This is a genomic window from Bacillus cereus group sp. MYBKT111-2 (assembly GCF_051915205.1).
Classification (GTDB): Bacteria; Bacillota; Bacilli; order Bacillales; family Bacillaceae_G; genus Bacillus_A; species Bacillus_A paranthracis.
In genome coordinates, this window is record NZ_JBQAEG010000005.1 from 119,617 (window position 1) to 144,640 (window position 25,024).

Consider the following 25,024-nt stretch of genomic DNA (forward strand, 5'->3'; position numbering starts at 1 on the left):
TCGCTTACAAAACAAAAGTCAATTATTTTTTGTATAGATTTTTTTGGTAATTATACAAAAATTTGAATACAATAATCATTTTAACTTTTTGATTTCTTCTTCCAATATTGAAATCCAATAAAATTCACTATTTTTTATTGCAGCTATAATCCACTTTGTAGTGTACCAAGCTAACTCATACTCTTCTTTTGTAACATCGCCACTTTTATAAGCATCCTCTAACTCATCTTCATCCAATACATAGATTTTACCATTCGGTAATAATACTACATCTAAATATAAATCATCAAAATACGGTAAACCACGCTCGTCTATTTCATAGTCTTTCGCCACATCGATATAATATTGCACTAATTCCTTTTGATCATCTAACATAGCGGTAATCGCAAAGTTTTTCTCGTCTATGAAATATTGAATCCACGTATACTGATTGCCAGCAATACATAGCTCTTTACCGTCATATTCTTTACAACTAGGTTCTCTCACCTTTTTTATTTCCAGTATTCCTAGCATTCCCTCTTCTATTTGCTTAACCGTATAATCTTTTTCTATTAATCGCTTCCACGAAGAACCGTCACCATATTTACGTTTCACTACGTCCGCTTCCCTTCTATATAGAAAAGCCCCCACATATTATGTGAGAGCTTGTTCAAATTATAATTAAGCTGCTTGCTTATTAGAAATTTCTTTCAAATAGGCTTGTCCTTTTTCAGCGTCATATTGACCTTCCCATTTAGACATAACTACAGCTGCTAAAGAGTTACCTACAACGTTAACTGCTGTACGAGCCATATCTAGAATACGGTCAATACCTGCAATAAACGCTAAACCTTCAGGTGGAATACCTACTGTACCAAGTGTCGCTAATAATACAACGAACGATACGCCCGGTACACCCGCGATACCTTTTGATGTAACCATCAATACAAGTAATAATGTGATTTGTTGTGTAATGGATAAATCAATACCGTACATTTGCGCTAAGAAAATAGCCGCAATTGCTTGATATAAAGTTGATCCATCTAAGTTAAATGAATAACCTGTCGGAATAACGAAAGATGTAATTGCTTTCGGACAACCGAACTTCTCCATCTTCTCCATGATTTTCGGTAAAACTGTTTCTGAACTAGCTGTAGAATATGCTAAGATCAGCTCGTCTTTTAAAATCTTAAAGAATTGGAAAATGTTAATTCCAAATATTTTTGCTGTAATCCCTAATACGACTACAACGAAGAAAATCATTGCTCCGTATACTACAATTAATAATTTCCCTAATGGAATTAACGAAGCGAGACCAAATGTAGAAACTGTAACTCCAATTAGCGCAAACACACCAAATGGCGCAAATTTCATAACTTGATTTGTTACGTAAAACATTGCATCAGCTACACCTTGGAAAAATTGAAGAACCGGTCTTCCTCTTTCACCAATTGCTGCTACACCTAAACCAAATAATACAGAGAAGAAGATAATAGCAAGCATATCTCCGTCAGCTAATGACTTCACAATGTTTGTTGGAACAATATTTACAAATGTATCTGCAAATGAATGACTTTGTACTTGCTCTGTCGTATGTGTATATTTCGAAATATCTGTCTTTGTTAACTGCTCCATATTTACGCCTTTTCCTGGTTGGAAAATATTCGCAATTAATAGACCGACAATAATTGCAATTGTTGTAATAATTTCAAAGTAAAGAATTGTTTTTCCGCCTAGTCGACCTAATTTTTTAACATCGCCAACACCAGCAACCCCAACAACAATACTTGCTACAACAATCGGTACAACGATCATTTTAATTAATCGGATGAAAATATCACCAATTGGTTGTAAGTACTTCACAACAGCTGGATTATCAAAGAAAATCGCCCCAACTGCAATACCTAACGCAAGTCCTATTAATATTTGCCATGCAAGTCCTATTCTTTTCATATTTGTTGTAACCCCCTCTTCGATGTGTCACTCTACCTCTCATTCTATATCTATAAAACTTGAAATTAAGAGTATTACATATTATTCGACAATTCACTACATTTTGTCCCTGTTAAAAATCATAAATCAAAATTTAAAATCTGACAACAAAATAAGTTTGCCCGAACGCAAATAATTTTCTTGACAAAAATAAAACCCATGTCAGAAAACCTAACATGAGAACGATTCCTTACTAGTATTTTATTAAGTTTCCAAATTAAATTTCACTACATAAAATAGACCTGTTTATTCCTTTATTTAACAAAACGCAATCCAGAACACACCTTTGTTACACAAATTAAGAAAGAGAATCACCATTACAATTACCGTAAAAAAATGATAAATTCCGACAAAACTTAGCAATTTTATAAAATTTTCTTTACATTATGGTTACAACGATAGACACTCTTCTTCTTATGATATATAACATTCATAGGGAAAGGAGCTAGACAACAATGAAAAAGAAATTTGCAGCGTTTAGTGTTTTAGCAGCAGGAACGATTTTTGTTTCTCCACTACTTTCACCCGCATACGCTGAAACAAATCAAGATAAATTATCTAATATTCAATCTGAATTAGAAGGAAAACAAAGTGACTTACAAAATAAATCAGCCGAGAAAGAACAAATAGAAAAGGAAATTCAAGAATTACAAAAGAAAATTGACGATTTAACTACTTCTATTAATAAAAACGAAGCTGAATTAAACGATACAAAAAAAGAAATTAGTAAAACACAACAAGTAATTACTGAAAAAAAGAAACATATAGAGCAATTACAAACAAATATAGATACGCGTCAGGAAGTTATTAAGCAACGACTGCAATCTATGCAAGAAAAACCTCGCACAAATATCATTACGGAAGTATTAACAAATTCTGCAAACATTGCTGATCTTGTTGATAATATGTACTCTGTCAGTTTAATTTTAAATAATGATACTGATATTGTGAAAAAACAAACAAATGACCAAGATGCTGTGACGAAAGAAAAAGAGGCTGTTGAGAAAAAAGAGCAACAACTGAAAGAATCCGAGCAAAAATTAGAACAAAAACAACAAGAATTACAAAACAACCAACAACAGCAACAAACTCTTATTAGCGATCTACATACGAAAGTAGCAAAAGTAGATTCAGAGATTGAAGGATTAGAAGAATCTAAAGGCATTTTAGAAAATCAGCGTCAAGCTGTTCAAAAGGCAATTGAAGAAGAAAAACGCGCAGAAGAAGCTCGTAAAGCTGAGGAAGCTCGCAAGGCGGAAGAAGCTCGTAAACAAGCTGCTACATCTGCTCAAACAGCTCAAGCGGCCCCAACACCACACGATACAAACATCGGAGGATTTATTAAACCAGCAGCTGGATCAAAAACTTCTGGTTTTGGCGTACGCTCTATAGATAACCATAAAGGAATCGATATCGCTGCTTCAGGAACTGTTCCAATTATTGCCGCTGCAGATGGCGTTGTTATTCGCTCAGAATTATCATCTAGTTACGGAAATGTTGTGTACTTATCTCACCGTATTAACGGAAAAACATATACAACAGTATATGCTCATATGAGTAGCCGTTCTGTATCAAATGGACAAACTGTAAAACAAGGAACTCAACTTGGATTTATGGGGAATACTGGCCAATCATACGGACAACATTTACACTTCGAACTTCATCTGGGAGAATGGAATGTCGGCAAGACAAACGCAGTTGATCCATCTCCTTATATCGGATTATAAAAAAACTCGGTGCATACCGAGTTCTTTTATTTCCACTTCACACACTATAGGCATTCTACATAGACTATAACTAAATGCCTATAGTTTACGAGGTGAATTATATGAATACACAATTACAGCAAGAAATACAAGAAGCTAAAGAGACTTTTATTGGCCGGATATTTACATTTGGTGGCTCAGTTTTATTTTTAATCGGATCATTCCTCGCAGTCATCACAGCCTACAAAGCATATAATCGCTTACTAAATACACCTACAACATAATAAAAAGACGGAGATTTCTCCGTCTTTTTATTATGCAAACATTTTAAATACACCTATCACATTTAAAAATACAATAATTACAGTTACTGGAATAACATAACGAAGTAAGAAGAACCAAATATTAAATAATGTTTTCCCTTTCGTTTCCGTAACTTCTAATTCTTTCATTAACATTTCTTTACTCATTTTATTTGGTACGAATAGCGAAATAGCTAGTACCCCTAACGGCAGCAATACGTTACTTACTGAGAAGTCGACTAAGTCAAAGAATGTTTTCCCAAATATTTTCACATCACTCATAATACCAAACGATAACGCTGACGGAATTCCAACCGCAAAAATTAGAATGCCAATTAATAATGATGCTGACGGACGCTTTTTCTCATTATCTTTCGCAACAGATGCTACTACAATTTCAAGCATGGAAATCGCAGATGTTAGCGTTGCAAAGAAGAATAACACCAAAAACATAATGAAGAAAAATTGTCCAAATGGTATTTTCGCAAATACCGCTGGAAGGACGATAAATAGTAACCCCGGTCCTTCAGTCGGCTTAACACCTAATGCGAAAATCGCTGGAAAAATTGCTAATCCTGCAAGTACTGTAATAAAAACAGTTAAACTTACAATAGATGTTGCTGATTTTGCTAAATGTTCTTCTTTCTTCAAATAAGAACTATACGTGACCATTACCGAGGCCCCAACTGTTAGCGAGAAGAATGATTGTCCCATCGCGTATAAAATCGTATCTGCTGTCAGCTTTGAAAAATCTGGTTTTAAGAAGAACTCTACCCCAGCAAAAGCACCATCCAGTGTTAACGCACGAACAATAATTGCAATAAACAAAATAAATAATAGCGGCATCATATACTTACTTGCTTTTTCTATCCCTTTCTCTACACCTTTACTTACAACAAAAATCGTACAAAGCATAAAGACAAATTGCGCTCCAATCGCGCTTACTGGATTTGAAATCGTCTCACCGAATAATTGCCCATAATCAGTCACTCCATTCCAGAAACTTCCTGTCACACTATAGTATAAGTAAAGTAAAATCCATCCACCTACAACACTATAAAAAGATAGTACACTAAAACAAGTAACAACTCCCATACGACCAATCCAAGGATATAACTTGCTATTTGGCACCAATACTTTATACGCTGTAACTGCCTCTTTTTGCGTACTACGTCCAATAACAAATTCAGCTAAAAGGAGTGGCATACCTATAAATAAAGTTAATAGTAAAAATACAAGGAAGAATGCGCCTCCCCCGCCATTACCTGCAACATATGGAAATTTCCATATTGCACCAAGACCTACTGCGGCTCCGGCTGCTGCGAGTACAAAGCCTATTTTCGACGTCCATTGCTGTGTTTCTTTCATCATAAATTCCCCTTTTCTGAATATTTAAACTTTTATCAATTATACACTTTCATTTCATACTCGCACACCTCCTTTAGAAAATAAAAAAGTCCCCTACACGCAAATATGCATGTAGAGGACGATATATGTAATGTTAATACCGTGGTACCACCTCAATTGGATTGATAAATCCCACTTGTTCAAGTACAGGAAAAACTCCGATACTCTATCCTTTTAACGGCGGAACCCGGGTTGCCTACTACAATGTTCAACATACCTCTCGCAAGCCCATTCTGTATATCTTATCGTACCGGGCTCACACCTTACCCCAGCTCTCTGAACGTATCAAATATACATACTCTTCTTGCTCATCGATTTCATCTATTGAAGTTACTTGTGATTATAAATTATATTTTTATAGTTGTAAAGTACAATTTACTCATTATCCTATATGAACTCTTCTCTCTAATTCTTGTAAAAACAATTCTCTTTTTTGTTCATTTTGAACATATATCGACTTCAATACCTCTTGCAACAATATATTTTTCTCTCTTTTCTCTATTTGTAATTCTTTCACCTTTATTCTAACTTCGTATAAAAAATCAAGATACGATTCATACGTCTCATCATATTTATTTGCGATATCATCTCGAATTTTTTTTGCAAGTTTTGGGCTCGCTCCGCCAGTAGAAACAGCCACATTCAGTAATCCACGATGAATCGCTGCCGGAAAATGAACATTACCACTTTCCGGATTCGTAATAACATTTACTAATTGATTCTCTGCGACATCTTCAGCAATTTGTTCATTCAATACAGCATCACTACTCGCTGCAACAACTAAAAAGGCGTCTTTAATATCACTTTTTTCATACTCCCTTTGATACCAACGAATTTTCTTTTCTTCTACAAGTTTCACTAAATTTGCATCCAATTCAGGACTTACCACGACTATATCTGCACCTTGTTTGAGTAAAGGAATAATTTTGAATCCCGCGACTTTCCCTCCACCAATGACAACAACACGTTTCTTCTCAACTCGCACTGTAAGTGGATACATATTGATCTCCCTTCAATAATTTCTTCGTTTTCTGAATTAACATATACTGAAACGCTTCATTCTTCCCTAAATATGGACTTATTTTTATCTCATCTAGCTCATATTGGCGTACTTCTTTTTCAATATGCTTCATAAGCAAACCTGTAAATAACAAGTAAGGCAGTACAACGATATTCTTTTCTTTTCGTTCTACAACTTCCTTTAACTTCTCCTCAAATTTCGGCTCGGCAGCTGCTAAATAACAAACTTCTACTTTTTTAATTTTCTCTTCCGTTTGAAATAAAGAAGCGATCCAGTTTATATCTTTTAGTACTTCAGGATCACTGCTCCCTCTTGCAACGAGAAGTAACGTCACTTCATTCTTATCTTCCTGTTCAATGCCACTTCCGCTATACACCGATTTAACAAGTGTTTCTGATACACCAAACGGATTACCATAGGTCACTTTAACATTCAAAAATTGATTAGTTAACTTTTCCAATTCAAACGGGATATCTTTTTTCACATGACCTGCCGCTAATAAAAAAACTGGAATAACAATAATCTCTGTAGCACCACGCTTCACACATGTACGGAACCCTTCATCAATAGTTGGACTCGCTAACTCTAAAAAACAAATTTCTTGAATACTTGCCTCTACACGGTTCATACATGACGTAATAAATGCAACCGCTTCTTCTTTCGCTGCTTTCAAGCGACTTCCATGACATATATATAAGATGGCTTTCATTTTATAACACTCCACTTACTTGATACGTACTTTCTGTCTGTTTCTCAAACCAATGAATTTTTTCTCTAAAACGGACGACTTCTCCAATTACAATCATGCTTGGATTTTGAATTTGTTCTTTTTTCGCAACATCTACAATTGTTCCTAACGTCCCAACAACTGTGCGCTGCATAGATGTCGTTCCCCGCTCAATAATAGCAGCAGGCGTACTTTTATCTTTTCCATGCTTTATCAGTTGTTCACATATGTAGGGTAAATTGCTAACCCCCATATATACAGCTAAAGTCTCTACACCTTTCGCTAAATTTTCCCACTTCACTTCCTCTTCAGCATCTTCTTTTCTATGCCCTGTCACAATAGCAAAACTTGCACTTGCATCACGATGTGTCACTGGGATACCAGCATAAGCAGGAGCAGCTATTCCAGCTGAAATACCAGGAACGATTTCAAACGGTACACCTTGCTTTGCTAACGCTTCAGCTTCTTCTCCTCCTCTACCAAATACAAATGGATCCCCACCTTTTAGCCTCGTTACAACTTTTCCTTTTTTCGCATATTTGATAAGAAACGTGTTAATTGTCTCTTGCTTCATCGTGTGATAATTTGGTAGTTTTCCGCAATAAATTAAATCCGCTTCAGGCTTTGCATAAGAAAGCAATTCTTTATTCACGAGACGGTCGTATAAAATAACATCTGCTTTCTCAATGCATTTCAATCCTCTTACAGTAATTAAATCTGGATCACCAGGGCCCGCTCCAACGATATATACTTTTCCCATCATCTCTCCTCATTTCTACTATTAAAGTGAAACTTCCATCCTTATATAGGAATGGAAGTTTTCATTTCTTCATATTTCAATGTTCCTTACTCATGAATAACAAAGGCTGCGCTTTTTCGAATCTTCTTTTTTTCAAATAAAGCAATCTCCTTTACTTCTGGTAACGGTAAAAAATGTTTTTCAAGCTCAATCTCCGCCATCTTAAATGCCTTTTCTTCACTTTCAGCAACAACAACAATTGGAACAATACTATTCCCTAATACCGCTTCAAATCGATATAAATCCATATTGCCCCTCCTAAGACGCTATTACTTCTTCTAACACGTTATTTAACGCTGTTTGTAATGTCTCTACACCAACACGGCCTACAAAATCATAAAACGTTTCAGCTGGTAATTTATTTTCTTTGAAATAACTTATAAATGATGCGAGTACATCAGGTAGATCCTCGCCATCTATTTTTCCTTTTAACTTTTGATTATAAGCACCACCATCTAACAGCGTTCCACCTACATATATTTCAAAGGCTTCAACAATTCCTTTTTCCTTCGTTTTCATTTTTACACCTTGTAATCCAATGTCAGCAATTTGACGTTGACCACATGAATTCGGGCATCCTACCATATGAATACGAACCGGAACATCGAGTGCAATTTGTGTATCTAAGTATTCGGCAATTTTTCGTAATCTTTCTTTCGTTTCTACTAATGCAAGATTGCAATATTCAATACCAGTACAAGAAACCGCGTGACCAATAAACGATTTCGGATTTGCTGATATCGCTTCAAACAACGGCTCATTTAGTAAGCCAGTTACATTTTCTGGCGGAACATTCGGAATAATGAAATTTTGTGAATTGCATGTACGAATTTGTCCATTTCCATATTGTTTAGCAATTCTTGCAATCTCAAACATTTCTTCTGCATGTAGGCGTCCTACCGGCACATTAAAACCTACATATTTTAGTCCCTCTTGTTTTTGGTCTTGGACACCATAAAAGTATCCCGCATTCCAGCCTTTAAGAGCACTTTCTCCTTTACTTTGTAATGGTCCTGTATATTCTATTAGTTTCTCTTTAAACTTCTCTGCTCCCCAGTCTGCAACAAGAAATTTCAAACGAGCTAAATGACGTTTTTCACGATATCCAAAATCACGGAATATCGTAGCAATTGCAATCGCTACCGCCTTCACTTCTTCTGGCAAAACGAATACATCTAATTCATCAGCTAAATATGGACGAGCCGATAACCCACCGCCTACTTTTATATGAAAACCAACTTTTTTCTCACCATCTATTTCTTTCGTAGCAGGTGTAAATGCAACACAGTTAATCTCTGCGTTTGCTGAATTATAAATGTTAGAACTAATAGACATTTTAAATTTACGTGGTAAGTTAGAAAACTCTTCATTATGTTGGAAGTAGTCATATACCTCTTTCACAATATGCGTTGTATCAAATAATTCATTTGCATCAATGCCAGCAAGTGGATTTCCCGTAATATTACGCGTTATATCACCACACGCCCCAGCTGAAGATAACCCAACTCTTGCTAATCTTTTAAAAATATCTGGAATTTGATGAATTTCTAACCAATGAAACTGAATCGCCTGTCTTGTCGTAATATCGATTACGTCACGTCCATAATCCTCAGCGATAGAAGCAAGCACTTCTGCCTGTGCATTCGTAATAATTCCAGAAGGAATATTTACGCGCATCATAAAATAACCCGCTTCTTTCGGTCTTTGTAAATACAACCCTGCCCATTTGAATGCGTCCCACTCTTCTTTCGGAATAGATTCGAAGCCATTCTCTGCATAGTAAGGAATATCATTAAAGATTTCCAATCCATCTTTTTTTAATTTATTTTTCTCAGTTTGATTTAATTTTTCATTGTTAGCCCATACTTTTTCATAACTCATTTTTTATCCCCCTATATAAAACTACGCTCTTGTAAGTATTTCACGATTTGTTCTGCACATTCTTCAATAGAATACTTATTCGTTTCTACAATTAATTCCGCTTTTTCTGGTTCCTCATACGGTGAATCGATACCTGTAAAGTCTTTAATATCACCTTTTCTTGCTTTTTTATAAAGCCCTTTCGGATCACGTTTCTCACACTCTTCAATTGGACATTTTACAAACACTTCTATAAATTCATCTGCAGCTAATAGATCTCTAACTTGTTTTCGGTCTACTCGAAACGGTGAAATAAACGCTGTAAGAACAACAGTCCCTTGATCTACAAATAACTTCGCCACTTCGCCAATCCGTCTTATATTTTCCATACGATCACTTTCAGAAAAGCCTAAGTCTTTATTTAAACCGTGGCGTATATTATCTCCATCAAGTACATAGTTTCCAATATTCTTTTCAAATAGTTTACGAGCAACCGCGTTCGCTACTGTAGATTTACCCGAAGCTGATAAACCAGTAAACCAAATTACAAAACTATGATGCCCATTCTTCACTCTTCTCTCATCTTTTGAAACAGAAGTTGTATGCCAAGTAATATTCGTATCCATCTCATTCTCTCCCTATTCTGTTACTACTTCTTTTTTCAAACCTTTAATTAGTACCTCTACTACCTCTTTACGACTAAATGTACTTGGCGGAATCTCACCGTTTCTTAATAGTTCTCTTACTTTCGTACCCGATAAAATAACATGATCTTCTTTTCCGTGCGGGCATGTTTTCGTCGAAGCCATCGCTTCACATTTCGTACAGTAAAAACTATGTTCAAAAAATAACGGTGTAATCCCTAACTCTTCCACTGTAAAGTTTGTAAAAATTTCTTGTGCTTCATAAGTTCCGTAATAATCTCCTACCCCAGCATGATCGCGCCCTACGATAAAGTGGGTACATCCAAAATTCTTTCTAACTAATGCATGGAATATTGCTTCCCTCGGTCCTGCGTAACGCATTGCCGCAGGGAATACACTTAAAAAGACACGATCTTTCGGATAATAGTTTTGAAGTAATACTTCATAGCTTTCCATCCTTACATCAGCTGGAATATCGTCCGATTTTGTTTCCCCAACGAGCGGATTTAAAAAGAGTCCATCTACAATTTCAAGAGCAGATTTTTGAATGTATTCATGGGCACGATGCACCGGGTTCCTCGTTTGAAATCCTACTACTGTTTTCCAACCACGTTTTTTAAATTCTTCTCTCGTTTCAATTGGGTCTAAATGATAAGAAGGAAACGGATTATTTTCAAAGCGTTTCGTCAGAACAATAGCTCCTCCGACGTAAACGTTCGGTCTTTCGTATAATTTTTTCACTCCCGGATGAGCCTCATCCGTCGTTTTATATACTAGTAACGCTTCTTTTTCCTTATCAGGCACAAAAATATCTTCTATTTGAATGACACCATATACGTTTCCACCGTTAACAAGTTTTACTTCCTCTCCAACTTTTAGCGTCTCTGCTACTTCTTCTGTTACTGGTAATGTAATGGGTATACTCCAAACGCTCCCATTAGCTAAACGAAGCGTTTCTACAACCGAATCATAATCTTTCTTTCCTAAAAAACCAGTAAGCGGGCTATATCCCCCTGTCGCTAATAGTTCTAAATCACTTAACGCAATGTTATCTAGCCCAATTTCTTTTTCAATTTGTAATACGTCATATGTCTCGTCTACACGGTTTACTAATTCGTTTACTGTACTCATGTTCTATATCCCCTCTTAGTTTTATTTCAAGATTCATCTTATTGATAATGAAGACCACATTCAGTTTTCACTTTCCCAGCCCATCTACCATCTCTTGAATCGCCACCCTCTCCTACAGGCAACGTACACTTCTCACACCCAATACTTGGATATCCAATATCATGTAATGGGTTATACGGCAAGCTATACTTGTATACATATCGCCATACCTCTTTCCACGTCCAATGAATGAGCGGACAAACTTTAATAGATTGAAAGCGATGATCTTGATTTATAAACTTTGTATGCTTACGCGTTTCTGATTGTTCTCTCCTCAATCCCGATATCCACGCTTTTTCATTCGCTAATGATTCTTCTAACGGTAAAATTTTCCTAATCTTACAACAAAGATTAGGATTGCTTTCCCATAGCTTGTTACCATGCAAGTTAGCTTGTTCATCAAGTGTAAGTTTTGGCTGTTTTTCTATAATATTTAATGAAGGAAATCGTTCCCGCACTTTTTGAATTAATTCATACGTTTCTTGAAAATGAACATTTGTATCCAAAAATACAACTTTAGCAGATGGATTTACTTGGTTAATAAGATGCAGTAGTACCATCCCTTCCACTCCGAAGCTACATGCGTATACAATTTCACTTTTATATTCTTTATAAGCCCAACTCAATACAGATAACGCGCCTTTCGTTTCATCTTCTTCTGAAAATAAAACATCATTTTCTTCCCACGTTTCATACGTCAACATGTTTTTTCCCCCTGTAAAAGCAAAAAGACGGTTTTAACCTAATGAAATAGGTTAAAACCGCCTCTAGTTTTTCTAGTCAGCGCTTTTTACTTTAAACGTACTTTTTCACTTTTCTCTAATTGAATGACTTTTCCATCTTGCACAACAATTGTAATTGAACCATATTTCATATCAGCAAGCATCGCTTCAATTTTCTCAGATACTTCCTCAAAATGTTCCCGTACGCTCACGCGAACAGCCCCCCCTTTTTATTCATAAAAAAAATCTTTCCCATTTCGAAAAGACTGTTCGGTAATATATTTTACCTTATCTTTCAAAATGGATTCCATTTTGCTGGATTTAGCACCTTGCTTTCTATAAGCAGGTTGCCGAGCTTCGCCGGGCCAGTTCCCTCCGCTTCTCTTGATAAGCTTTGTATTTGTATTTTATCACAATTCTGATTTTTTTCAATCCTAGTTTTCCGATATATTTTAATTATTTTATTTTACAAAAAAGGAATTGCCCATCCGAACAACTCCTTTTTCCTCATTTAAACAAGTTCTTTAATACGTATGCGATCGTTCCCAATAATATTTTCATATGTTTCGCGCTCTACAACAATTTGTGATGTACCGCCTTTCACGAAGACGACAGCTGGTCTACGAATCCGATTATAATTATTCGCCATCGAGTACCCATATGCCCCTGTACAAGAAATCGCTAGTAAATCGGCAGAGGCAACTTTCGGTAAAGTAATATCCCAAATTAACATATCTCCACTCTCACAGCATTTCCCTGCAATCGAAACAACTTCCTCGTTCTCATCATTCCCTCGATTGGCTAACATTGCTTCATAACGAGCGTTATATAAAGCAGGTCTTAAATTATCAGTCATCCCACCATCCACTGATACATATTTCCGAATACCTGGAATGTCCTTCACAGATCCGACTGTATAAAGTGTCGTTCCAGCATCACCTACAATGCTACGACCTGGTTCAACCCATATTTCCGGTAGTGGATATTCACATACTGTAAATTGTTCTCTCACCGCACTTGTTACAGCTCGCACATATGTCTCAAGAGTTAATGGTGTATCGGACTCTGTGTAGCGTATTCCGAATCCTCCCCCCACATTTAGCACTTTTACTACATAGTTTGTTCGCTCTCTCACTTCTTCTAAAAATTGACGAAGAACTTCAATCGCTCGCACAAATCCGGCCGTTTCAAATATTTGTGATCCGATATGTGAATGAATTCCTAACACGTTATAATTTGATTTTTGTAAAGCAAGCTCAATTGCCTGCATCGCTTGACCATTTGACACGCCAAATCCAAATTTTGAATCATCTTGACCTGTTGTAATATATTCATGTGTGTGCGCCTCTACTCCGGGCGTTACACGAATTAATATGTTCACAAATTTCCCATGTTGCACTGCTAAATCATGCAAAATTTCTAATTCTAAGAAGTTATCTACGACAAAACAACCAATATTCGCCTGAAGAGCCATCACAATTTCTTCATCTGTTTTGTTATTGCCATGAAAATGAATGCGCGATGCAGGAAATCCTGCTTGTAGTGCAGTATATAATTCTCCTCCAGAAACAACATCTAATGACATATTCTCTTCACGAGCTACTCGGCACATCTCCATGCACAAGAACGCCTTGCTTGCATATGCTACTTGATAAGAGAACCCACTTTCTTTAAAAGCACGATGAAACGCGCGGCACTTTCCTCGAATTGACTCTTCATCGTATACATAAAGTGGTGTTCCATATTGTTTTGCTAGCTGCGTCGTGTCGCACCCTCCAATTTCTAAGTGTCCTTGCCCATTGATTCGGCTTGTGCCGTGTAAATACATTTGAATTCCTCCCTTATTTCCTCTAAAACTCATAACCCCAATCTTCTATTCATTGCAGCACGCTTTTAGATAGACAAAAAACGCGCGGAACAATGTTCACACGCGTTTCTTATTAGGAAAAATATATATTGAAAAAATAAACGAGTTGTTATCTCCTCAAAATAAGAAACCGCATCAACATCTCCAAATAGCTCTCCATAAAATAAATCTTATGACAGTACTACATTTATTCAATGCAGTCCCAATATATGAATAAGATGGTTATTCTTATATTTCGGCAATAGTCCCTTTCAACCTATGATCACAGATTCCATTAAATCTCCCATAGCTTACTCTTTCCTATCGCGGCCTCTACCTTTGAGAGTAGATGAGGTAAGTCTATTTAATTTTCAAACATCTAATTGTTGCTATTAACAATACCAAAGGACCATTTTATTTGTCAAACAATTTTTTATATTGTTTTTTTACAGTTTAGTTTCGTATCGTTTGGTAAGCGCTTTACTGAAACCTTTGTCACTTCCCATTCACCTTCTTCGTTATTAAATGTAATCGTTACCTTCTCAAATGGTGGCGCAATTTTCCCTGCAACACGTTCATACTTAGTCACTTCAATACTCGCTTGAAATAAATATGTACCGCTATACACTTTTTTTAAACTAATAATTTTCGGGCATTGATAAGGCTTCAAGCTCCCATATTGTTTTTCGATTGCTTTATTTATTTTCGGAAATAACACAGAATAAAGGGCATCTTCCATAAGAGGTGCATCATACTCTGCTACCGACACACTTGGTGAAGCAAAAAGTATAACACTACTGCATACTATAAAATATAATAATTTTCGCATTATAACCTCCGTATTGTTACACGATTCTTTCCGCGCACGATAATAATCATACATAGACACTCCATTTTATTGTCTCCTACTGCCCTTTTTCTACTCAATTGTTATAAAAAAGTCCACAACTCTCTTTTATTTTCGTATAATGATACTCATAGTATAATAAACATAATAATAAAGGACTGTTCGTATATATAAAATGAGGCGCTAATCAAATAGGCCCACAAGAACCGTCATGCTTTTTAGGAGAGGAGTATATTATGCTACAACGTCTGTTTCCAAAACTGCGATTCGCACTCGTTGCAGTCGTTTTATTATGGATAAAAACATATATTGTGTACAAGCTAGCGTTTGATATTAAAATTGATAATTTCTTTGAAGAATTTATGCTTTTTATGAATCCACTAGCTGCTTTACTTTTATTTTTCGGTTTTGCATTATTTGCATCTAAACACCGAAATCGCATTATAGTTGGAATTAGTTTTATACTGTCATTCATTTTATTTGGAAATGCAATGTTTTATGGGTTTTATAACGATTTCGTTACGTTCCCAGTATTATTTCAAACAAATAATATGGCTGATTTAGGGACGAGTATAAAAGAACTCTTTACGTATAAAACATTACTGTTATTCGCAGATGCGATCATCTTAATGTTTCTTTCGCGTAAATTCCCATCATTTTGCGACAAAACGCCGCTTTCTCGCTCTGAGAAGAGAACTTTCTTTAGCGGTGTAACAGCTCTATTAGCACTACAAATTGTTGTTTCTGTTATTTATAAACCACAAATGTTCTCACGCTCATTCGATCGTCAAACTGTCGTGAAAAATTTAGGTTTATACACATATCATCTATTCGATATTACACTTCAATCAAAATCTTCAGCTGAACGTGTATTTGCAAGTGGGGATGGGTTCTCTGAAATTAAAAACTATACAGACTCAAAAGATAAGCAAGTTGATAAGGGTTTATTTGGAGCTGCAAAAGGTAAAAATATCATTTTGATTTCAATGGAATCTACACAAAGTTTTGTTATTAATAAAAAAATAAATGGAAAAGAAATTACTCCATTTTTAAACGAATTTATTAAAGATAGTTTTTATTTCGATAACTTCTATCATCAAACAGGACAAGGTAAAACTTCTGATGCTGAATTTATCGTTGAAAATTCACTTTATCCGTTAGATCGCGGTTCTGTATTCTTTACTCACGCAACAAATGAATATACAGCGACACCCGAACAATTAAAAAAATACGGATATTCTTCTGCTGTCTTCCATTCAAACGATAAAGCGTTTTGGAATCGTGATGTAATGTATCCTGCACTTGGATATGATCGTTACTTTAATTTGAATGATTACGTAGGCACAGAACAAATGTCTGTCGGTTGGGGATTAAAAGATAAAGAGTTCTTTGAACAATCTATTCCAAAGCTAAAATCTTTACCACAGCCGTTCTATACAAAGTTCATTACTTTAACAAACCATTTTCCATTTCTTCTAAATCCAGAAGATCAATATGTTGATGAGTTTAATTCGGAAAGTGGCGTTGTAAACCGTTACTTCCCAACTGTTCGTTACACGGATGAAGCTCTTAAACTATTCATTAAACAATTAAAAGATGAAGGACTGTATGACAATTCAGTTATTGTCATTTATGGAGATCATTACGGTATTTCTGAAAACCATAACGCAGCTATGGCTCAGTTCCTTGGGAAAGACGCTATTACACCGTTTGATTCTATGCAATTACAACGCGTCCCTCTCATTATTCATGTACCTGGTCAAGAAGGAAAAGTCATTTCTAAAGTATCTGGTCAAATTGATATTAAACCAACGCTACTCCATTTACTTGGTATTAAAACAAATCAATCAGTTGAATTTGGAACTGATCTATTTATTAAAGAAGAAGACCCACTTATGGTAATGCGTGATGGTAGCTTCGTTTCGGAAGATTATGTGTATACGAAAAACATGTGCTATAAACGAAATACAGGTGAAGAAGCAGACATTTCATTATGTCAACCGAATATTGAAAAAGCAAAAACTGAATTAAAACTTTCCGACAAACTCATTTATGGAGATTTATTACGTTTCGATCCTAACAATCGGTATAAAACTGGAACTATGACAACAAAATTTGAATAGTACAAGAAGCAACTTTATAAAGTTGCTTCTTTTTTCACTTATTTTTCAAATCATTCTTCCATGAAATCTTTCACAAATTGGGAATTTTTTTCGTATGAGGAATAAATTTATGGTATGATAAAATAAGTAAACTTTCATACACTAATTAAGAATTTATTACAGAAAGCAAGGGATCAGATTTTGTATAGAGCAGCTATTCCAAACTTATTTACGCTCGGAAATTTATATAGTGGATTCTTGTCAATCGGCTATGCATCTTTAGGATATTATAAATCAGCTGCTATTTTAGTACTTATCGGGATGATGTTAGATAGTCTTGATGGGCGCGTTGCTCGTTTATTACGTGTTGATTCACAAATGGGAAAAGAGCTTGACTCGCTTGCAGATGTCGTAACATTTGGTGCAGCACCTGCTGTTCTCATGTATTACACATCTTTCTCTAATTATGGAATCATCGGACTATACATAGCGGGGCTATTCCCTCTTTTCGGAGCATATCGTTTAGCACGATTTAACGTAACACCATCTTCTACTTCAATGAAATATTTCACTGGGGTACCGATTACAGCAGCGGGAGGGCTTGTTGCTTTCTTAACATTATTTTCACATACCATTCCAAAAATCGTTCTTATTACAGTATTTGTAACGTTCGCATTTTTAATGGTAAGCCGCATTCGTATCCCAAGTTTAAAAGATGTACCAATTCCACGATATAGCATCATTATTACACTATTTTTAGTGGGAATCATTATTACAATGTACCAAACAGGGTTCGGTAATTTTTCTGTTTTCTTATTCATTGCTATTCCACTATATATTTTGTATATGCTATCTCAATTCCTTAGACAAAGACCATCTAAAAGAGCAAATAAAGACAAATAAAAAAACCTTCCGATTCCGGAAGGTTTCTTTTTATTTTGTAACGAATACTTTTTGATTTATAGGTGTTACAGGTTCTTCACCATTTAATACAGCTAAAATATTTCTTACCGCCGTTTCGGCCATCGCATCACGCGTTTCGAATGTTGCATTTCCTACGTGAGGAGCAAGTACCACATTCTTTAATCCTTTTAGCTCTTCAGTAATTTTCGGCTCAAATTCAAACACGTCAAGAGCTGCCCCTTCAATTTCATTTGTTTTTAAAGCATGAGCAAGTGCCGCTTCATGCATAATTGGTCCACGTGAAGCATTTATAATATACGCTGTTTTCTTCATCATTTTGAACTGTTCTTCATCAATCATATGGTGCAATTTCGGATTATACGCACAGTTAACTGTAATAAAGTCTGCGGTTTGTAATAATTCTTCCAATGTTACATATGTTGCTTCCAGTTCACTTTCAGCTTCAGGCTTTCGATTTGGTCCTGTATATAAAACATTCATTCCAAACGCTTTCGCACGCTTTGCAACTGCCTTTCCGATTTCTCCAAGGCCGATAATTCCAATTGTCTTACCATGTACTTCGCGGCCTAAGAAAAATAACGGTGCCCATCCGTTAAATCCAGTTGTACGACATAGCGTATCACCTTCAGGAATTCTACGTGCCGCTGCTAAAAGAAGTGCAAATGTTAGTTCTGCAGTAGCTTCCGTTGATACTTTCGGTGTATTCGTTACCGCAATCCCCTTTTTTTCGGCATATGAGTAATCAATATTATCGTAACCAGCACCGTAGTTTGCAACAATCTTCAAATTAGGTGCCGCATCAATCACTTCTTTTGTCACCTTTGTAGAAAGTAGGCTTAACAATGCATCTTTGTCTTTTACACGCTCTGTTAATTCATCTAAAGAAATTAACTCCTCTTTATCGTACATTTCTACATCATGATCCTTTAATAGTTCTAATCCGATTGCTGGAATTTTCCCTGCTACTAATATTTTTGCCACTACTAACACCTCTTCTATAGAAAATAAGATCTCTCTTATCTTTCATTGTAAGAAATCCACATATAAAAACCAAGGAATTTGATTATAGTTTTGAAAATCGACACTTTTCCACAAAAAAAGAGGAGATGCAAGTCTCCCCCTCTTCTTATGCTTTTTCTTGCGATTGTTTTCCAAGCTTCACATCGATCGTTCCTTCTGCAACCGTATCACTAATTTGTTCCTCAATAACGGATTGAGATGTAGCATTCGTTTCAGAAGTATACGCTTGTTGCTGTGCACCTTGTACATTTTGTTTATTTTGCTGTTTCGACATTTCTTACCCTCCTTTTTATTCTTTCTTATTTTGAACAAAAAGATGGGTTTTCATCAAAAAATCGTGATCATTTTGAAATTGTTACTTCTTCTAGTAATCTCATCGTTCTAACTCGTTTCGTAAATGTAGCTAAGTGAGCAATATCATGATTACGTAACGTCTTTATATTCTCTTCCACATATTTTCCTAAATCATTCGGATAATGAGCATCTGAAGAGAGTGTGATCGGAACTTCGTGTTTAGCTAATACTTGTAAATATAGCGGACTCGGACACATTTCGCGCACAGGATAGCGATAGTACAATCCCGCATTTATTTCCGTTGCTGTATTTGTTTCTACTAATGCACGCGCAATTTTCTTATAATAAGAAAGTTGTTCATTCTCATTTAATCGATAATTAAATACTTTTATGTTGTCAAGATGAGCAATAATATCAAATAACTCAGAACGAACTGCGCACTCAACCGTTTTGAAAAACGTATCATATAAAGCATATAAGTCATGTTCCTTAAAATATTCTTTCGTATCTGGATTATCAAATCCCCAGCCATTTAAAAAATGAACAGAACCAATTACATAATCAAAATCTCCTAATGCGAGTAAAGATTGTAATTGTTGTTCACCACCAATAAAATAATCTGCTTCAATTCCAAGTTTAAGCGTAACACCTCTTTTACTCCACCGTTCTTTCGCCTCTTCAATTGCCTTTGTAAAATCATGTAGTGAAGCTACCCTTACTTGGTCTAACCATTCCTTTTGTAAACGTCCAAGCCCCGAATCACTAATATCAACATATGTTTCATAGTATTCTTTCGCTTCATAAAAACGGTATAAATGATCGACAATACCAACTTCTTTTATCCCTTTTCGCAAAGCTTCTTCTAAATATAAATCAATCCATTTTATTGTAAATGGCCCTTCATTCACACGTCTTTGCAGGCGTTCTTGTGTTTTCACAAGCCATTCCATAGAATGTTTTTCTTCTTTTAGCGGTTCATAATGTTGTAATGATTCATTTATTTTAGCTAGCCATCCTATTGAATATGGCCCTTCTTCTAAATGAATGTGATAATCCACCTTCATACATATTCCCCCTATAATGTATCTATTTCTCTTCTGTCCCCTACTCTCGAAAGCTTCCCATTTCTTTCTGTCACTTCCTCCATAATATCTTCTAATGATATATTTTTTTCGGCTAATAAAACGAAGCAGTGATACATTACATCAACCATTTCTTTCACTAGCTCTTCGTTATCATTATTTTTGGATGCAATAATTACTTCCGTACATTCCTCACCAATTTTCTTTAAAATTTTATCTTCTCCTTTTGAAAACAAGTAATTTGTATATGATTCAGAAAGTGGATTTCTCTTTCGTTCTTTAATTGTTTCGAATAGTAATGTAAAGGCGTTTTTCATATGTATCCCCCTATATAATTTTGTAATGAAAACATGTTTTTTCTCCCGTATGACATGCAGGCCCTACTTGCTTTACGACAACAACGATTGCATCTTGATCACAATCTAAATAAAGAGATTGCACATGTTGGACATTACCTGATGTTTCTCCTTTATTCCATAACGACCTTCTTGAACGAGAATAAAACCATGTTCTTTTCGTTTTTAGCGTTTTTTCATATGCTTCTTCATTCATATAAGCTAGCATTAAAACTTCTTTTGTACCTTCTTCAATTACAACTGCTGGTAATAGTCCTTTTGAAAAGTTAGGTTTCATAGCCGCACCTCGACGTTTGCATTTCTTAACTTTCTCTTTACGTCCCCTATTGTCGCCTCACCGTAATGAAAGATTGATGCCGCTAACGCTGCATCAACTGTTGTCTTTTGAAACACTTCTATAATGTGATCAGCATGACCACATCCACCTGACGCGATGACTGGTACGGAAACACTTTTTGAAATTTCTTCTGTTAAACGAAGGTCATATCCGTTTTTCGTTCCGTCTGCATCCATACTCGTTAATAAAATTTCGCCTGCGCCTAGCTCTGTAACGCGCTTTGCCCACCCGATTGCATCCATTCCCGTATCAACTCTTCCGCCGTTCACATATACATTCCACTTATCCTCTGCTACTTTTCTAGCATCAATTGCTACAACAATACATTGTGAGCCAAAATGCTCTGCCCCTTCTTCGATTAATTTTGAATTTCGCACTGCTGCTGAGTTAATTGAAACTTTATCTGCTCCAGCTCTTAGTAAATTGTACATATCTTTCACACTTGAAATTCCTCCTCCAACTGTAAGAGGAATAAATACTTTTGAAGCCGTTTTTTCTACAACATCTATAATTGTTTTTCGTCCTTCATGCGTTGCCGTAATATCTAAAAATACTATTTCATCTGCTCCTGCATCATTATATAAAGCTGCTATTTCAACAGGATCACCGACATCTTGTAACCCTATAAAATTCACACCCTTTACCACTCGCCCTTCTTTCACATCTAGACATGGAATAATGCGTTTTGCTAACATAACTTTGTTACCTCTAGCACTTCTTCTAAATCAATCGTTTTCTCGTAAAGAGCCTTACCAATTATGACGCCGTATATATTCATATCATTTAATTTCTTCACATCTTGAATAGATGCAACTCCTCCAGAAGCAATAAGTCGAGTAGAAACACTTTTTTGTAGTAACTCCAATTGCTCTACATTCGGTCCTGCAAGTGTTCCGTCTTTCGAAATGTCTGTAAACACAATTGTTTGAACACCTATCTTCTCCATTTGTTTTGCTAAATAAATGTAAGAAATTTCAGACACATCAAGCCAACCTCTCGTTGCTACGAAACCATTTTTCGCATCAATTCCGACGATGATTTTTTCTTTATATAGACGAACTGTCTCTTCTAAAAATGGCTTATCATAAAGAGCGGCTGTTCCTAAAATCACTTTATCTACCCCTACTGAAAATAATTTCTCTACGGATACAAGTGATCGAATTCCTCCGCCAACTTGCACTGGAATACGTACTGCCTTGCAAATTCTTTCAATGACGGACAAGTTTAACGACTCACCAGCAACTGCACCATCTAAATCAACAATGTGTAACCGTTTCGCTCCAAATGTTTCAAATATAATCGCTTGTGCAACTGGGTCTTCATTCATTACCGTTTCTTTACTAAATTCTCCTTGATACAGTCTAACGCATCGCCCTTCTTTTAAATCGATAGCTGGGAAGATTTCCATGTTTCTACCACTCCTTTAAAATTTTTCAACATTTGCATGCCAATGTCACCACTTTTTTCAGGATGAAACTGCGCACCGTATATATTTCCTTTTGCTACAAAACCAGGTACTTTCACTCCATAATCACTTATTCCATACACAATTTCATTTGGACAATCTGCGTAATAAGAGTGGACATAATATACGAAAGAACCGTCCTCTACTCCATTCCAAAGTGCTATTTCTCCCTCTTTCTTTAACTCATTCCATCCCATATGTGGAATCTTATAAGGAACCTTTAACTTTCGAATAACGCCTGGCAATAAACTTAGCCCATTACAGTCTTGTAGTTCCTCACTTTTTTCAAATAAAAGCTGCATTCCTAGGCAAATACCTAGAAGTGGTTTTCTGAAACGCCCGATTTCTTGTAACACACGCACTAAATCTTTTTCTTCCAATACATCCATCGCTTTTGGAAATGCACCTACTCCTGGTAAAATCACTCCATCACTTTTAAAAATCTCTTCTTTATCACTCGTTACGATATACGCTGCTCCAATATACTTTAATGCTTGTTCTACACTACGAATATTTCCCATTCCATAATCTATAATGGCAATCAATTACAACATCCCTTTCGTTGAATTTACACCAGTAATGTTGGCATTTCTTTCGACTGCTTCTCTAAGCGCTCTACCAAACGCTTTAAATAACGCTTCAATTTTGTGATGTGTATTGCTTCCGTATAAAATACGAGCATGTAATGTAATATTGGCAGCATGAGCAACTGCTCTAAAAAATTCTTCCGTTAGTTCTGTATCAAAATCCCCAAGCTTCGGATTCGTTAATTCTCCTTGAAATACAATATATGAGCGTCCACTTATATCAATTGCAACAAAGCCTAAAGACTCATCCATCGGTACATATGCTGAGCCGTACCTGTTAATCCCCTCTTTACTGTGCAATGCTTCTTTCAAACAATTTCCGAGTACAATCCCAACATCTTCAACTGTATGATGTGCATCAACGAATACATCCCCTTCTGCCTCCACTTGCAAACCGAATCTTCCATGCCTTGCAAATAAAGTTAGCATATGATCAAAAAAACCAACTCCCGTTCGTACAGAAACGTTCTTCCCATCATCAAGCTGTAAACTTAATTTTATTTTTGTCTCTGTCGTCTCACGTATTTGACTAGACTCACGCATTATTCTTCCTCCTCAAATCTTATTTGAATTGCTCTCGCATGCGCATGTAACCCTTCTTTATCGGCAAGCTCTACAATATGATGTTTTACATCTCTTAATGCTTCCTCTGTATAAGACAGAAAGCTTGATTTTTTCACAAAATCATCGACTGATAACGGTGAGAAAAACCTTGCCGTTCCACTTGTCGGTAACACGTGATTCGGTCCTGCTAAATAATCCCCGAGCGGTTCTGGTGCATATGGTCCAAGAAAGATAGATCCTGCATGTTTCACATAAGCTAGAGCATTCATCGGTTCTTTTATATGTAACTCTAAATGTTCCGGGGCAATTTCATTCGATAAATTTAGCGCCTCATCTAAAGAAGGAACGATAAAAATGGCCCCATTTCTCTTTATTGATTCACGTGCAATTTCGCTTCTTGGTAATGTTTCTAACTGCCTTTCTATCTCTTTTTCTACTTCTTTTGCTAACTCTATATTTGTTGTAATACAAATTGCTGTCGCTCTCTCGTCATGTTCTGCTTGTGATAATAAATCAGCAGCAATATATTTTGCATTGCCGGTTTCATCTGCAATAACTACAATTTCTGACGGTCCAGCAATCATATCAATATTTACTATTCCATATACTTCTCGTTTCGCTAGAGCGACGTACAAATTTCCTGGTCCAACTATTTTATCCACTTTCGGAATCGATTCCGTCCCGTATGCTAAAGCAGCAATTGCTTGCGCACCACCTATCGTATAAATTTCATCTACTCCTGCAAGACTTGCAGCAACTAAAATATGTGGATCAATTCCTCCTTCTCTTGGCGGTGTTGCCATTACAATCTTTTTCACACCAGCGAGTTTTGCTGGCAATACATTCATTAATACTGACGAAGGATACGAAGCAGTTCCGCCTGGCACATATACGCCTACATTCTCTAATGGCCGAATGATTTGTCCTCTAATGATGCCTTTACTCGCGCAATCGAACATCGATTGTCTTTTTTGCTTTTCATGGTACGAAATAATGTTTTTCTTCGCCTCTTGTAACGCTTCTAAAAATGAATTCTCTACAAACATACTCGCTCGTTTTATTTCTTCTTCACTTACACGAAACTCTTTCATCTTTACACCATCAAACTTTTTTGTATAAAAAGATAAGGCCTCATCCCTACTCTCCCTTACATTTTGAACGATTTCACTTACATTTCTTTGAACAGTTTCTTCTATTATATTAGCGTTTTCTCGTAGCAATTTTATTTTCGATAACGCCTTTTGAAAATCTTCAAAAACGATCTCCATTAC

28 protein-coding genes, 2 riboswitches and 1 other annotated feature are annotated in these 25,024 nt (G+C 36.0%); of the genes, 4 read left to right on the forward strand and 24 right to left on the reverse strand.

All coding sequences use genetic code 11. The features are described from left to right. Positions 1–75: 75 nt before the first annotated feature. Together ACTFNE_RS15815 and gltP are read right to left on the reverse strand one after the other, a co-directional pair. Complete coding sequence (locus ACTFNE_RS15815) at positions 76–594, reverse strand: DUF402 domain-containing protein (protein ID WP_270706226.1); 519 nt, start codon at positions 592–594, stop codon at positions 76–78. Positions 595–660: 66 nt separating this feature from the next. Then, positions 661–1,932 carry a glutamate/aspartate:proton symporter GltP gene (gene gltP / locus ACTFNE_RS15820; protein ID WP_048553726.1) on the reverse strand — a complete coding sequence of 424 codons (1,272 nt, stop codon included), beginning with the start codon at positions 1,930–1,932 and terminating at the stop codon, positions 661–663. 494 nt (positions 1,933–2,426) lie between these two features. Between gltP and ACTFNE_RS15825 the strand changes: the two genes are divergently transcribed. Further along, entirely contained in the window at positions 2,427–3,698 is a 1,272-nt protein-coding gene (locus ACTFNE_RS15825) for a murein hydrolase activator EnvC family protein (protein WP_074564876.1), read from the forward strand. Positions 3,699–3,799: 101 nt separating this feature from the next. Continuing rightward, complete coding sequence (locus tag ACTFNE_RS15830; protein ID WP_175543867.1) at positions 3,800–3,961, forward strand: hypothetical protein; 162 nt, start codon at positions 3,800–3,802, stop codon at positions 3,959–3,961. A 30-nt stretch (positions 3,962–3,991) separates the two neighbouring features. On the opposite strand, the gene ACTFNE_RS15835 is transcribed toward ACTFNE_RS15830, so the two are convergent. The 12 genes from ACTFNE_RS15835 to ACTFNE_RS15890 all read right to left on the reverse strand — a co-directional run bounded on the left by ACTFNE_RS15835 (position 3,992) and on the right by ACTFNE_RS15890 (position 15,058). Next, positions 3,992–5,347: a sodium-dependent transporter gene (locus tag ACTFNE_RS15835; RefSeq protein WP_000665448.1), complete on the reverse strand. Its 1,356-nt coding sequence runs from the start codon at positions 5,345–5,347 to the stop codon at positions 3,992–3,994. 111 nt (positions 5,348–5,458) lie between these two features. Continuing rightward, positions 5,459–5,707 (reverse strand) — a binding site (T-box leader). Between the two features lie 61 nt (positions 5,708–5,768). Beyond that, a complete protein-coding gene (locus tag ACTFNE_RS15840; RefSeq protein ID WP_000283343.1) occupies positions 5,769–6,386 on the reverse strand; it encodes an NAD(P)-binding protein in 618 nt (205 codons plus the stop codon). Further along, complete coding sequence (locus ACTFNE_RS15845; protein WP_000644366.1) at positions 6,361–7,116, reverse strand: sirohydrochlorin chelatase; 756 nt, start codon at positions 7,114–7,116, stop codon at positions 6,361–6,363. The genes ACTFNE_RS15840 and ACTFNE_RS15845 overlap by 26 nt, the downstream gene beginning before the upstream one ends. 1 nt (position 7,117) lies before the next feature. Next, positions 7,118–7,894: a uroporphyrinogen-III C-methyltransferase gene (gene cobA, locus ACTFNE_RS15850; protein ID WP_270706238.1), complete on the reverse strand. Its 777-nt coding sequence runs from the start codon at positions 7,892–7,894 to the stop codon at positions 7,118–7,120. Between the two features lie 86 nt (positions 7,895–7,980). Continuing rightward, positions 7,981–8,181 (reverse strand): DUF3906 family protein, encoded by a 201-nt coding sequence (locus tag ACTFNE_RS15855; protein WP_046197242.1) that lies wholly within the window; start codon positions 8,179–8,181, stop codon positions 7,981–7,983. A gap of 10 nt (positions 8,182–8,191) precedes the next feature. Further along, complete coding sequence (locus ACTFNE_RS15860) at positions 8,192–9,814, reverse strand: nitrite/sulfite reductase (protein WP_270706227.1); 1,623 nt, start codon at positions 9,812–9,814, stop codon at positions 8,192–8,194. A gap of 11 nt (positions 9,815–9,825) precedes the next feature. After that, a complete protein-coding gene (cysC, locus tag ACTFNE_RS15865; RefSeq protein ID WP_000380525.1) occupies positions 9,826–10,419 on the reverse strand; it encodes an adenylyl-sulfate kinase in 594 nt (197 codons plus the stop codon). 12 nt (positions 10,420–10,431) lie between these two features. Then, on the reverse strand, positions 10,432–11,568 hold the full coding sequence (sat, locus tag ACTFNE_RS15870; protein ID WP_000108788.1) for a sulfate adenylyltransferase: 1,137 nt from the start codon (positions 11,566–11,568) through the stop codon (positions 10,432–10,434). Positions 11,569–11,606: 38 nt separating this feature from the next. After that, a complete protein-coding gene (cysH, locus tag ACTFNE_RS15875) occupies positions 11,607–12,311 on the reverse strand; it encodes a phosphoadenylyl-sulfate reductase (RefSeq protein ID WP_046197240.1) in 705 nt (234 codons plus the stop codon). Positions 12,312–12,397: 86 nt separating this feature from the next. Next, a complete protein-coding gene (locus tag ACTFNE_RS15880) occupies positions 12,398–12,541 on the reverse strand; it encodes a YezD family protein (RefSeq protein WP_000116161.1) in 144 nt (47 codons plus the stop codon). 73 nt (positions 12,542–12,614) lie between these two features. After that, positions 12,615–12,723, reverse strand: a riboswitch (SAM riboswitch). 117 nt (positions 12,724–12,840) lie between these two features. Further along, positions 12,841–14,157 carry a diaminopimelate decarboxylase gene (gene lysA / locus ACTFNE_RS15885; RefSeq protein WP_046197239.1) on the reverse strand — a complete coding sequence of 439 codons (1,317 nt, stop codon included), beginning with the start codon at positions 14,155–14,157 and terminating at the stop codon, positions 12,841–12,843. A gap of 180 nt (positions 14,158–14,337) precedes the next feature. Beyond that, a riboswitch (Lysine riboswitch) is annotated at positions 14,338–14,519 on the reverse strand. Between the two features lie 89 nt (positions 14,520–14,608). Then, entirely contained in the window at positions 14,609–15,058 is a 450-nt protein-coding gene (locus ACTFNE_RS15890) for a DUF3888 domain-containing protein (protein ID WP_270706229.1), read from the reverse strand. Between the two features lie 200 nt (positions 15,059–15,258). On the opposite strand from ACTFNE_RS15890, the gene ACTFNE_RS15895 reads away from it, so the two are divergent. Both ACTFNE_RS15895 and pssA read left to right on the forward strand, forming a co-directional pair. Beyond that, complete coding sequence (locus ACTFNE_RS15895) at positions 15,259–17,145, forward strand: LTA synthase family protein (RefSeq protein ID WP_270706231.1); 1,887 nt, start codon at positions 15,259–15,261, stop codon at positions 17,143–17,145. Positions 17,146–17,325: 180 nt separating this feature from the next. Continuing rightward, the gene (gene pssA, locus ACTFNE_RS15900; RefSeq protein WP_000285421.1) at positions 17,326–18,027 is read left to right on the forward strand and encodes a CDP-diacylglycerol--serine O-phosphatidyltransferase; all 702 of its coding nucleotides are present in this window, start codon (positions 17,326–17,328) and stop codon (positions 18,025–18,027) included. Positions 18,028–18,057: 30 nt separating this feature from the next. Here pssA and ACTFNE_RS15905 read toward each other — a convergent pair whose 3' ends face one another. The 10 genes from ACTFNE_RS15905 to hisD form a co-directional block, all read right to left on the reverse strand. Further along, positions 18,058–19,029, reverse strand: a complete 972-nt coding sequence (locus ACTFNE_RS15905) for an NAD(P)-dependent oxidoreductase (RefSeq protein WP_052737298.1) — start codon at positions 19,027–19,029, stop codon at positions 18,058–18,060. 145 nt (positions 19,030–19,174) lie between these two features. After that, positions 19,175–19,342 carry a YozQ family protein gene (locus ACTFNE_RS15910; protein ID WP_000043572.1) on the reverse strand — a complete coding sequence of 56 codons (168 nt, stop codon included), beginning with the start codon at positions 19,340–19,342 and terminating at the stop codon, positions 19,175–19,177. Between the two features lie 67 nt (positions 19,343–19,409). Further along, positions 19,410–20,426, reverse strand: coding sequence for a histidinol phosphate phosphatase domain-containing protein (locus ACTFNE_RS15915; RefSeq protein ID WP_270706232.1), 1,017 nt, complete (start codon positions 20,424–20,426; stop codon positions 19,410–19,412). An 11-nt stretch (positions 20,427–20,437) separates the two neighbouring features. After that, a complete protein-coding gene (gene hisE / locus ACTFNE_RS15920; RefSeq protein ID WP_000786132.1) occupies positions 20,438–20,761 on the reverse strand; it encodes a phosphoribosyl-ATP diphosphatase in 324 nt (107 codons plus the stop codon). A 10-nt stretch (positions 20,762–20,771) separates the two neighbouring features. Beyond that, on the reverse strand, positions 20,772–21,077 hold the full coding sequence (hisI, locus tag ACTFNE_RS15925) for a phosphoribosyl-AMP cyclohydrolase (protein WP_046197235.1): 306 nt from the start codon (positions 21,075–21,077) through the stop codon (positions 20,772–20,774). Beyond that, entirely contained in the window at positions 21,074–21,832 is a 759-nt protein-coding gene (gene hisF / locus ACTFNE_RS15930) for an imidazoleglycerol phosphate synthase cyclase subunit (RefSeq protein ID WP_000880092.1), read from the reverse strand. The genes hisI and hisF overlap by 4 nt, the downstream gene beginning before the upstream one ends. Beyond that, a complete protein-coding gene (gene hisA / locus ACTFNE_RS15935) occupies positions 21,826–22,545 on the reverse strand; it encodes a 1-(5-phosphoribosyl)-5-[(5-phosphoribosylamino)methylideneamino]imidazole-4-carboxamide isomerase (RefSeq protein WP_046197234.1) in 720 nt (239 codons plus the stop codon). The genes hisF and hisA overlap by 7 nt, the downstream gene beginning before the upstream one ends. Then, on the reverse strand, positions 22,518–23,147 hold the full coding sequence (gene hisH, locus ACTFNE_RS15940; RefSeq protein ID WP_046197233.1) for an imidazole glycerol phosphate synthase subunit HisH: 630 nt from the start codon (positions 23,145–23,147) through the stop codon (positions 22,518–22,520). Before hisH ends, hisA begins: the two co-directional genes overlap by 28 nt. Next, positions 23,148–23,732 (reverse strand): imidazoleglycerol-phosphate dehydratase HisB, encoded by a 585-nt coding sequence (gene hisB / locus ACTFNE_RS15945; protein WP_001209290.1) that lies wholly within the window; start codon positions 23,730–23,732, stop codon positions 23,148–23,150. Beyond that, a complete protein-coding gene (hisD, locus tag ACTFNE_RS15950) occupies positions 23,732–25,021 on the reverse strand; it encodes a histidinol dehydrogenase (protein WP_046197232.1) in 1,290 nt (429 codons plus the stop codon). The genes hisB and hisD overlap by 1 nt, the downstream gene beginning before the upstream one ends. Positions 25,022–25,024: the final 3 nt, after the last annotated feature.